Origin of the sequence: Myxococcus llanfairpwllgwyngyllgogerychwyrndrobwllllantysiliogogogochensis, assembly GCF_006636215.1 — a bacterium.
GTDB classification, from domain to species: Bacteria; Myxococcota; Myxococcia; order Myxococcales; family Myxococcaceae; genus Myxococcus; species Myxococcus llanfairpwllgwyngyllgogerychwyrndrobwllllantysiliogogogochensis.
In genome coordinates, this window is sequence record NZ_VIFM01000380.1 from 1 (window position 1) to 8,553 (window position 8,553).

Annotated in this window: 13 protein-coding genes; 11 read left to right on the forward strand and 2 right to left on the reverse strand. The window is 68.1% G+C overall.

What is annotated here, in order from left to right; translation table 11 throughout:
- Positions 1–728: 728 nt before the first annotated feature.
- Positions 729–1,343, reverse strand: coding sequence for a tyrosine-type recombinase/integrase (locus tag FJV41_RS45950; protein ID WP_141648973.1), 615 nt, complete (start codon positions 1,341–1,343; stop codon positions 729–731).
- 129 nt (positions 1,344–1,472) lie between these two features.
- Between FJV41_RS45950 and FJV41_RS45955 the strand changes: the two genes are divergently transcribed.
- The 11 genes from FJV41_RS45955 to FJV41_RS46005 all read left to right on the forward strand — a co-directional run bounded on the left by FJV41_RS45955 (position 1,473) and on the right by FJV41_RS46005 (position 7,160).
- Positions 1,473–1,811 (forward strand): BRO-N domain-containing protein, encoded by a 339-nt coding sequence (locus tag FJV41_RS45955; protein ID WP_246137836.1) that lies wholly within the window; start codon positions 1,473–1,475, stop codon positions 1,809–1,811.
- 181 nt (positions 1,812–1,992) lie between these two features.
- Positions 1,993–2,310: a hypothetical protein gene (locus tag FJV41_RS45960; RefSeq protein ID WP_246137837.1), complete on the forward strand. Its 318-nt coding sequence runs from the start codon at positions 1,993–1,995 to the stop codon at positions 2,308–2,310.
- A 140-nt stretch (positions 2,311–2,450) separates the two neighbouring features.
- Positions 2,451–2,747: a hypothetical protein gene (locus FJV41_RS45965; protein ID WP_141648974.1), complete on the forward strand. Its 297-nt coding sequence runs from the start codon at positions 2,451–2,453 to the stop codon at positions 2,745–2,747.
- Between the two features lie 71 nt (positions 2,748–2,818).
- Positions 2,819–3,043: a DUF6900 domain-containing protein gene (locus tag FJV41_RS45970; RefSeq protein ID WP_141648975.1), complete on the forward strand. Its 225-nt coding sequence runs from the start codon at positions 2,819–2,821 to the stop codon at positions 3,041–3,043.
- A 114-nt stretch (positions 3,044–3,157) separates the two neighbouring features.
- Positions 3,158–3,772 (forward strand): DUF2924 domain-containing protein, encoded by a 615-nt coding sequence (locus FJV41_RS45975; protein WP_141648976.1) that lies wholly within the window; start codon positions 3,158–3,160, stop codon positions 3,770–3,772.
- A 173-nt stretch (positions 3,773–3,945) separates the two neighbouring features.
- Entirely contained in the window at positions 3,946–4,131 is a 186-nt protein-coding gene (locus FJV41_RS45980) for a hypothetical protein (RefSeq protein WP_141648977.1), read from the forward strand.
- Positions 4,132–4,407: 276 nt separating this feature from the next.
- Complete coding sequence (locus FJV41_RS45985; RefSeq protein ID WP_141648978.1) at positions 4,408–4,746, forward strand: hypothetical protein; 339 nt, start codon at positions 4,408–4,410, stop codon at positions 4,744–4,746.
- 290 nt (positions 4,747–5,036) lie between these two features.
- Complete coding sequence (locus tag FJV41_RS45990; protein ID WP_141648979.1) at positions 5,037–6,011, forward strand: amidoligase family protein; 975 nt, start codon at positions 5,037–5,039, stop codon at positions 6,009–6,011.
- Positions 6,012–6,097: 86 nt separating this feature from the next.
- The gene (locus FJV41_RS45995; RefSeq protein ID WP_141648980.1) at positions 6,098–6,538 is read left to right on the forward strand and encodes a gamma-glutamylcyclotransferase family protein; all 441 of its coding nucleotides are present in this window, start codon (positions 6,098–6,100) and stop codon (positions 6,536–6,538) included.
- The gene (locus FJV41_RS46000) at positions 6,535–6,924 is read left to right on the forward strand and encodes a gamma-glutamylcyclotransferase family protein (RefSeq protein ID WP_141648981.1); all 390 of its coding nucleotides are present in this window, start codon (positions 6,535–6,537) and stop codon (positions 6,922–6,924) included. Before FJV41_RS45995 ends, FJV41_RS46000 begins: the two co-directional genes overlap by 4 nt.
- Positions 6,925–6,929: 5 nt before the next feature.
- Entirely contained in the window at positions 6,930–7,160 is a 231-nt protein-coding gene (locus FJV41_RS46005) for a hypothetical protein (protein ID WP_141648984.1), read from the forward strand.
- A gap of 113 nt (positions 7,161–7,273) precedes the next feature.
- On the opposite strand, the gene FJV41_RS46010 is transcribed toward FJV41_RS46005, so the two are convergent.
- Positions 7,274–7,576 (reverse strand): hypothetical protein, encoded by a 303-nt coding sequence (locus FJV41_RS46010; RefSeq protein ID WP_181791413.1) that lies wholly within the window; start codon positions 7,574–7,576, stop codon positions 7,274–7,276.
- Positions 7,577–8,553: the final 977 nt, after the last annotated feature.

Below are 8,553 nucleotides of genomic sequence, written 5' to 3' on the forward strand. Positions count from 1 at the left end.
AGATGTTTATAAGAGACAGCCCCCGATTCAGCCCCGCGCGCCAACGCCTCCTCTGCGTGGCGCCCCGTTCGTGCGCGCGTGTCCTCCAGCGCTTCGGGCCGCAGGGCTTTGTGCTCTCCGTGAGCCCCACGACTCCCCGCGACGCCCTCGCAGCACCAGCTCCCCTCCCCACGAGAACCTGGGCGCGCGTGCCGTTACCAGGGCTGAGCCGGATGGCCGAAAACAGGTAAAGGCGGCCATTCGGCGTCACGGACCCCACGCTGTTTCGCGCGCTTACGAGGCCTCATAAAGGGCCGAAGCGCCGAGGCCGATTGCCGCTTTCCGCTGGTTGGGGCCGCCTGCCGCGCACCCTCGCGGCCCAGCTCCTCCCCCGTCACCGTCACTGCCTGCCCCTGCCGGGCGCCACCATGCCTACCGACGACGCCAGCACGCCTACCCCGCCTACCCCTGACGCCAGGGTGGGGGGTGGTGCGATCTTTCGTGCGGGGTGCGCCGCCGGGGCGTGTACCTGGGGCCCTTTTCGAGAGAGTCACCTCTGAAAAAGTGAACACCCCGCGCCTGTTCATTTGCACCCGGTAAGTGAACGCCTCGCGCTGTTCACTTTCGCCGGCCGTGCCTGGGGCAGCCCGCGCGATCTCCGCGCACAACTGCCCCTCACCGCCTCCGCGCGGCACCCCAGCCCAGCCAGGGGCTCTCGCGGGCGCTCAGCGCGGAGGCGGCATTCCCCATCAGCAAGGCAGGTCCTGCGTCACGCGCACCAGCTCGTCATCCGAGGGGTGCGTGTAGATGACCGTGGAGTCGATACTGCGCTGTCGCGCGAAGCGCTGGGTGAGGCGAATGTCCTTCGTCCGCCGGTACACCCCGGTGCACGCGGTGTGGCGCACGGCGTGGAAGTTGAGGTGCCGCTCCAGGCCCGCGCGCTGCTGCCACACCGCGAAGCCATGGCGCACCTGCCGCGTGGACAGGCGCAGGCCCTTGCGGCTCAGGAAGAGCGGAGCCTGGGGGCCCACGTCGTGCCCCAGCGAGCGCTTCAGGCGCAACAACTTCTCCAGCTTCGCGCGCACCGTGTCCGAGAAGACGACTTCCTGGGGGCCCGGGTGCCGGCGGCAACCCTTGAAGACGCGCAGCGGTACGTGCCGGCGTGCGCGTCCGCGCTCGTCGAAGATGTCGCCGACGTTGAGGGCCACCAGCTCGTGCTCGCGCAGGCCCGATGCCAGCGCGAGGCTGTAGAGGCAGTGGTCCCTGAATCCCTCCTTGTGCAACCCCGTGGTGCGCAGCAGCAACGCCACCTCCTTCTCCGTGAGAGTGCGGGGTGCACGCGCGACAGCAGCATAGGCAGACATGGAGACTCCTTCGTGAAGGGAATGCGGCCATACGCGCTCTGTCGCCCCCACAAGACAAGTCATTAACCACGCTGCGCATTCTTGAGTCGGGCCCCGCGCGGCCTCGGCGTTTCCCCGAAAGGAGTCGCTGTGCATCCGCTGGCCCATTTCAACTTCGAGACACACCGCATCCGTGTCTCCATGGACGAGCGGGGTGAGCCATGGTTCGTCGCCGCCGACGTCTGCGCGGCCCTCGGCATCGCCAACAGCCGGGACGCCCTGAGCCACCTGGAGGCGATGAAAGGGGTGTCGGCCCTACCACCCCCCTGGCGCTCTCCAGAGCCATGGTTAAAGACGTCGCAGCTGACCTTGAGCATCGTATGTCCAGCCCCCCATACGGACGCTTGGCCAGAGGACGAGGTCGATACGCACGTGGTGCGTACCAAGGAAGGCGGCTCAAACGGTACCCATCATCAACACCATGCATGATTACGACCACCTCGTCGCGACGTACTGGCTCGGCGCGTACACCGCTCTCGCGTGAGGACTCGAACGGCCCTCTACGAAATCACCTCGACTGAAGTCCTGCAGCGCGGCATCAGGTGCGGCAGAGACAACCGCCTTGCCCTCGACCCTCAGGAGGTGGGCGTCGCCCGGCGAGGGGACGCGGATGACAGCCTCGTCCAACTGCCCCCCTGCCCCGCCTGCCGATCCACCGAGTTCCTCACCCGCAGCCGAGCGCGAGCCGGGGCACCCCGTCCCAGGCAGCTTCGGGCACCTGCACCGGCTCCTCGTCGGCCACCTCCATGCCGAGCTGGTCCAGCGCGGGCGCCTGCACACGGTGCTCAAGCCCAAGGGGGGCAGCGCCGGCAAGGTGCTGATGCGGCCCCTTTCTCAGGAGGCTCGCGAGCGCTGGCTCCCCCAGGGCCTCCGAATCGCGGTGCCCGCCGACGAGCAGCCCCGCGCCCCTGAAGAGTCCAGTCAATAGACATACACTGTCGGCAAAACAGTCCCTCGCGCCGCGATGCCCCGGGGCGTCGCGAATCCCTCGTTCCTCGACTTGCTATGCCCCCAAGACAGAGCGTGTATGTCTTCACGCGCTACCCACTGCGCACCAGGGAGACACGCATGTTTATCGGCACTGACACCACCTACCTCGGCAACGAAATCCCCGGCCTCCGGGGGCAGAGGGTCCGCATCTTCGCGGTGTTGCGCGGCAGCCTCCGCTCCGACGCCAACCCGGACGCGGACGACTACTACGTGAATGACAACGAAAAGCTGGCGCGCCTCGGGGGTGTAACGGCCGAGGACTGCATCGACGCGGCTCCCATTCGCCCGGACGGAACCACCTCCTTCGTGCATGTCGACCCGCGCGCCATCGATTTGGAGTGCTTCGCGCACCTGAGCAAGCCCAACGAACAATGACTTGCCATACGCGCAAAACAGAGCGCGTATGTCTCACGCGCGCCTCCGAAAGCGCACGAAAAGACGAAACAATGACACCCCGCAAGCCCCGCCCCGCCACCGCCGCGAAGCCCACCCGGGCGCCCGAAGAAGTCCTTGAGCGCATTGCACGCCAATCGCTCAACATCGAAACCCTGAAGACACGCAACAGCGACAGCCTCGACTTCCACGACGTGGCGGTGTGGGGCCTGAAGGAGGCCCTCGAAGCGGCCTATCAGGCCGGCCTGAGCGCCGCCAACAGCGCCCGCAGCAAGTAGCACCTCCTCTCACCACCCACGCCCCGCCCAGCGGGGCACCAGCGCATGAGGGCCACCGGGCCGCCCTCGTGAACGGCAGACGTGTACCCACGGCCCGGAAAGGAAAACAGCACCATGTCCCGCACCACCGCCCCGAAGAAGAAGCTGGAGTCCATGAACCTGACGGAGCTGCGCGCCCGCTACCGCGAAGTGGTGGGCGAGGAGACGCGCAGCCCGAACAAGAAGTTCCTCATCCGCCGCATCGAGGAGTCTCTCGCCGCGAAGAAGCAGCGCAGCCCCTCCCGCCGCGCGACAGCCACCGCCCCCAGCGCTCCTCCGGCGCCTGCTGCCCGGGCTGCCCCCACGCCCGAGAGCACGCAGCCGTCCGGTAAGCGCGGGCGCTTCGCCGACATGTCGCTGGAGGCGTTGCAGGCGAAGTACCGTGAGGTCGTCGGGCGCCCGACGGGCAGCAACGACACCCCCTACCTCAAGTGGAAAATTCGGGAGGCGGAGGCCGGGCGCGTGCCGGTGGGCCCCCGTCCCGAGCGCGAGGTGAAGGTGGGCGAGGACGGCAAGCGCGTCATCCCCCTCTCCTTCGACGCGGAGGACTTGGCGGTCCTGGACAAGGCCTGGCGCGACGCGGGCATCCCGAGCCGGACTCGTTTCTTCAAGCGCGCGGTCCACCGAGAACTCACGGCCATGGGCGCCACCGAAGCCGCCGCGCGCTTCGCCCCGAAAGAGGAGGAGTGAGGCCCGCACCCACTCGCCCCAGCAGGACAACGAATAGGCCGAGAGGCCCCCAACCCGGACGCGCTCCGCCCCGCCGTCCACACGCGAGGCGGGCGCCAACATCGCCGTGAAGTGGAACACCGCCCGAGACCTTCGACCGGCCCCTCCTTCAACGCAGTCCCCACGGGAACAACATGAAGACACGCAGCGAATTGGAAGCGATGACCGTCAAGAAACTGCGCCGCTACGTCATCGACAGCGGAAACAGCTTCCCCCACTTGGGGGAAACCAAGAAGGCCGACATCATCGAAAGGCTCATGAAGATTCGAGCCGCGCAGGAGGACGCGAAGCCCGCCCCGACAACCAAGGAGGCGCCCTAGCCGCAGCCCCTCGCCATTCGAGGGCCTTGCCGGGCTGCGACAGCCACGTCCGGCAAGCCAAGCGAGCAGGCCGAAATAGGGCCCGAGCGCGCCTGCCCTGCCTCACCGCCAGCCACGCGCTCCATCGGGAACAGCGTCCCGGCCCGAACGCCAACGTCCCGACAGCACATACACACCAAAGACAGCAGAGAGGACTTGATACGCCCGCCACCCAGAGCGTGTATGCCTTTCGCGACGGGCAATAAAGCACCGCGCGACTCCGCAGGAATATCGACTATGAGCGCCACGGCCATCCCTACCTTCATCGTCCCGGTCAAGGCTGTTGATTTCAGCAACACCGTATTGACGCTGACCCTCGGCAAGAGCCGGTACGGCACGGCCCAGCCGCAACTGGACATCTTCCTTCGGCCCGGCGCCACCCACAGGCAGGTGAGCGCGCTGCTCCACACCTTCGCCGCCAGCCTGGAGCTGAACACCCCCAACAGCGAGCGGTGGATTGTGCAGTCCGAGCGCCGCTCGGAGCCGAACCACGGCCGCATCTACCTGGAGCTGGCCGAAGGCGACGAGGCCGAGGCCATGCGAGGCATGGCGCTCCTCAACACCCTGCTGGACTGAACGGAAGGGACAGAGGGAATCCGCGCAGCAACACCGCGCGGGTTCCTGACCCCCCCTCGGAACAATCACACACACTGGAATTTCGCCTACCGGCGCCCGCGCATGCGGCCCGGCATTGCGCTCGACCCTCCGAGAGCCCGCACGGAACCTCGCGAATTCTCGCGACTATTCCAGACACCCGAATCCATTTCACGAGGCACCGAAGTGGACTTGCTTCATTCACACACAAGAGCGTGTATGTGTTTCGCGACGGGCGCCACAGCCCCGCGCGAATGCGAGAGGCAAACTCCATGAAGACGCTCCGGTTTGGAATTGAGATTGAGACGGTTGGCGCCAGCCGCCAGAAGCTGGCCCACGCGATTCAGGGCGCGGTGGGCGGGCGCGTTTCCGGCGACTACCAGGGCTGGCAGGTGACGGACTCGCAGGGCCGCACCTGGAAGGTGGTGCCGGACGGCTCGCTGAGCGGAGGGGAGTACAGCGGTGAAATCGTCTCCCCCATCCTCACCTACCAGGACATGGAAGCCTTACAGCAGGTGGTGCGCGCCGCACGCGAGGCCGGCGCTCGCGCCGACGCCTCCACCGGCATTCACATCCACGTCGACGGCAGCCGCTTCGATGCCAAGGGTGTCACTAACCTCGTGAAGATGGTGCACAAGCAGGAGCGCCTCCTGGAGACAGCCCTCGGGGTGAGCGCCGCGCGGCTGAACCGCTTCTGCAAGCCCATCGACGGGGCCTTCCTCCAGCGGCTGGAGGCCCGGCGCCCGCGCACCCTCCAGGACGTGAATGAGGCTTGGTACGGGCGCCGCAACCTCGCGCCGCAGCGCTACGACGCCAGCCGCTACCACGGCCTCAACCTCAACAGCCTCTTCTTCCGGGGCACGATTGAATTCCGCTACTTCAACGGCTCGGTGCACGCGGGCGAGGTGAAGGCCTACGTCCAACTGGTGTTGGCCCTCGCGGCCCGAGCCCTGGCTTCAAAGGCAGCCTCCAGCAAGCGCCGCGACTTCAACCCCGCCACCGCCAAGTACGACTTCCGGGTGTTCCTCCTCCACCTGGGCCTCATCGGCGAGGAGTTCAAGACGGCCCGCACGCACCTCCTCAAGAAACTGGAGGGCAGCGCCGCCTGGAAGGGCCAGCGCCGCGACAGGCGCGGCTCGGGCGGGGAAGGCACCCCCGGCAGCGAGGGCGCACAGGGCGGCAGCGAGGGCGCGCAGGGCGGCGGCGAGGGCGCGCAGGGCAACGCGCACGAAGCCCTCGCCGCCTGAAGCGGCCTTCACGCCAGGGCCCTTCGGGGCCCTGGCCGACACAGACAACGGCGGGCCGCGTGCCCGCCCTCAACGCGAGAAACCCCATGCTCTACTTCGCCTACGGCTCCAACCTCGACAGGGCCCAAATGCGCACGCGCTGCCCCAGCGCCACCGTCGAAGCCCGCGCCACCCTTCCCGGCCACACCCTGGTGTTTGGCGGCTACAGCCGCCGCTGGGGCGGCGCCGTCGCCAGCCTCCAGCGCGTGCGCGGCACCCACGTCGAAGGGCTGTTGTACCGCCTCACGCCCGAGGATTTGCGCGCCCTCGACGTCTTCGAGGGGCACCCCCTCGCGTACCGGCGCGCCACCCGACTGGTGACGGACAGGGCCGGCCTGCGCCGCCGCGCACTGGTGTATCTCCAGCCCGAAGCAGACTTCGAGTCCTGGCCCCCCGCTGGCCGCTACTTCCGCGTCCTCTGGCACGCCTACGGGCGCCTGGGCTTCAACCGCGCCGCGCTCGCGGGCGCCCTGGGAGATGCGGCGTGAAGCGCGCTTCAACTTCGACGCGCGTCTTCGTCTACGGAACGCTGCTGTCCGGCGAGCCCAACCACCACCTCCTGCGCGGCGCCCGCCTCGTCGGCCCAGCGCGGACGCAGCCCCGCTTCAGTCTCTACGACTACGGGCCCTTCCCTGCCCTCGCCTCCAGGGGAAAACACGCCGTCGAGGGAGAAGTGTACGAAGTCGACGCGCTCATGCTGGCGGCGCTCGACAGGCTCGAGGGCCACCCTCGCTTCTACGAGCGCACGTCCATTGCCCTCGACGGTGCCGGCCGCGTCGAGGCATACCTGTTTCCCAAGGGGCGGTTGGCCGGCCGCCCCATCATTGAGTCCGGTTGCTGGCGTCGACACCTACAGGAGAGGAAGCCATGGTAATCGTCATGCGCGACGAGCGTGTCCTTCAGGGCACTGCCGTCCAAATCGTGAAGGGAATGCAGGACATCGCCTTCGGAGTGGAGCGCTTGTCCTTGGGTGAGTACATTGACTGGGTGGTAGCCAATGCCCAGCGATTCGAGTCCGTCGCGCTGCGCGTGCAAGGTGAAACCGACGAGGAGAGGGCCGCATCCCTCGTGGACGAGATGCTCCGCACGGGCTTGGCGACGCGGAAGTGAGACTGGCTGGCATGGCATGCCTTTCACGGCATGCACATGCAGCCCGGGCCCATCCGCCTGCCGAAGCATCCTGTTTCACCTGATGTTTCACGCACATCAGGGAGGTGCGCCCCTCATGCGTGGCGCTCGCCACTGCGGAGGGGAAGCTCTCTCTCACCGCGAGCAATCCACGCCCGCAGTGCTTCCTGCTCTGGGGTGTGGGCGCACGGCGAGTCTGTCGCCTCCACAAGCTCCAGGGCGTCCTCGGCGCCCAGCGCATGCAGCGCCGCAGCCTCTGCTCGTCGGTACTCTTCCTTCGCCCTGGCGAGCCGGGTCCGCGATTCGACACTCCCGTCCATCGTCGCGTACGCCCGCTGCAACGCCACTTCTACTCGCCCCAGCTCTACTGCGAGGGCGTGCCGCTCGTTCATCGTCATCCGCATTCGCCACAGCACGCGACATGCCAGCCCACGGAGTGGCTCTGGCCAGCAACCATTCCCACGAGGTCGCTCCGTATGATTGACAGAGGCAGGCACTCCTTTTTCCACCCAGGCATTGCTCGACTACGACACGTGCCCCGAGAATGGTAATCATCACCCGGCGCCTCAACGCGCACTCGCCCCGAATACACAGCAATGCGAACAAAGCCTCACATGCCCAAAATCCCGCGCACTCCTGTTTCGAAGGCTCACGGCTCGTCCCTTTCCACGAGGGAGCCGCTCCGCCCGTCCGCTCCGACGTTCGCAACCTCTTTTGAGTCGGCCTTCCGCGCCGCCCTCGATGACGAGCTGGCGCGCCCACTCGCCAGCCTCGTCGCGAGACTGGCCCAGGTGGTGAAGCGCCTCGCCCCGGGGCCCCAGCAGGAAGTGCCACGCCAGCGCCCAGGCCACGACGCGCGGACTCCTCCGCCCCTTGCTCAACCACAGCGCCAGCCCCCGCTCCCGCCTCCCGCGCCTACGGCCAGAGCATGCGCCGTCATCGGCTGCCAGCACCCTCACCGCAGCCAGGGCTACTGCGGGGCGCACTACCAGAAGCGACGCCTCATGCTGGCCTCGGGCCGCCTGCATGCCGCGTGGGTGGAGGGCGCCGCGCCCCACAGCATCCCCGACGTCATTCTCCCGCGCGGGCGCAGGCCCAAGGCCGACGCCGCGCCTGTCACGCCACCGCCCGCCGTCAACGCAACCCCTCGCATGTGGGTGCGAAAGAAGGGGCAACTGCCCGGCACCGCAGGGCCGAACGGAGCAACGCGGGCGGACGCCGCCTCCGGCCCGAGGGCGCCAACGCCTGCCGGGAAGCCGGCAGCGAATCAGCTCGCGTCGGAGCGCGAGCGCGCCACGGCCACCGCCCAACGCTGGGCCACCGAGTTCCGCTCGCGGACACGGCGCGCCTGAAGCCCTCCCGCTCGCCCCAGGCC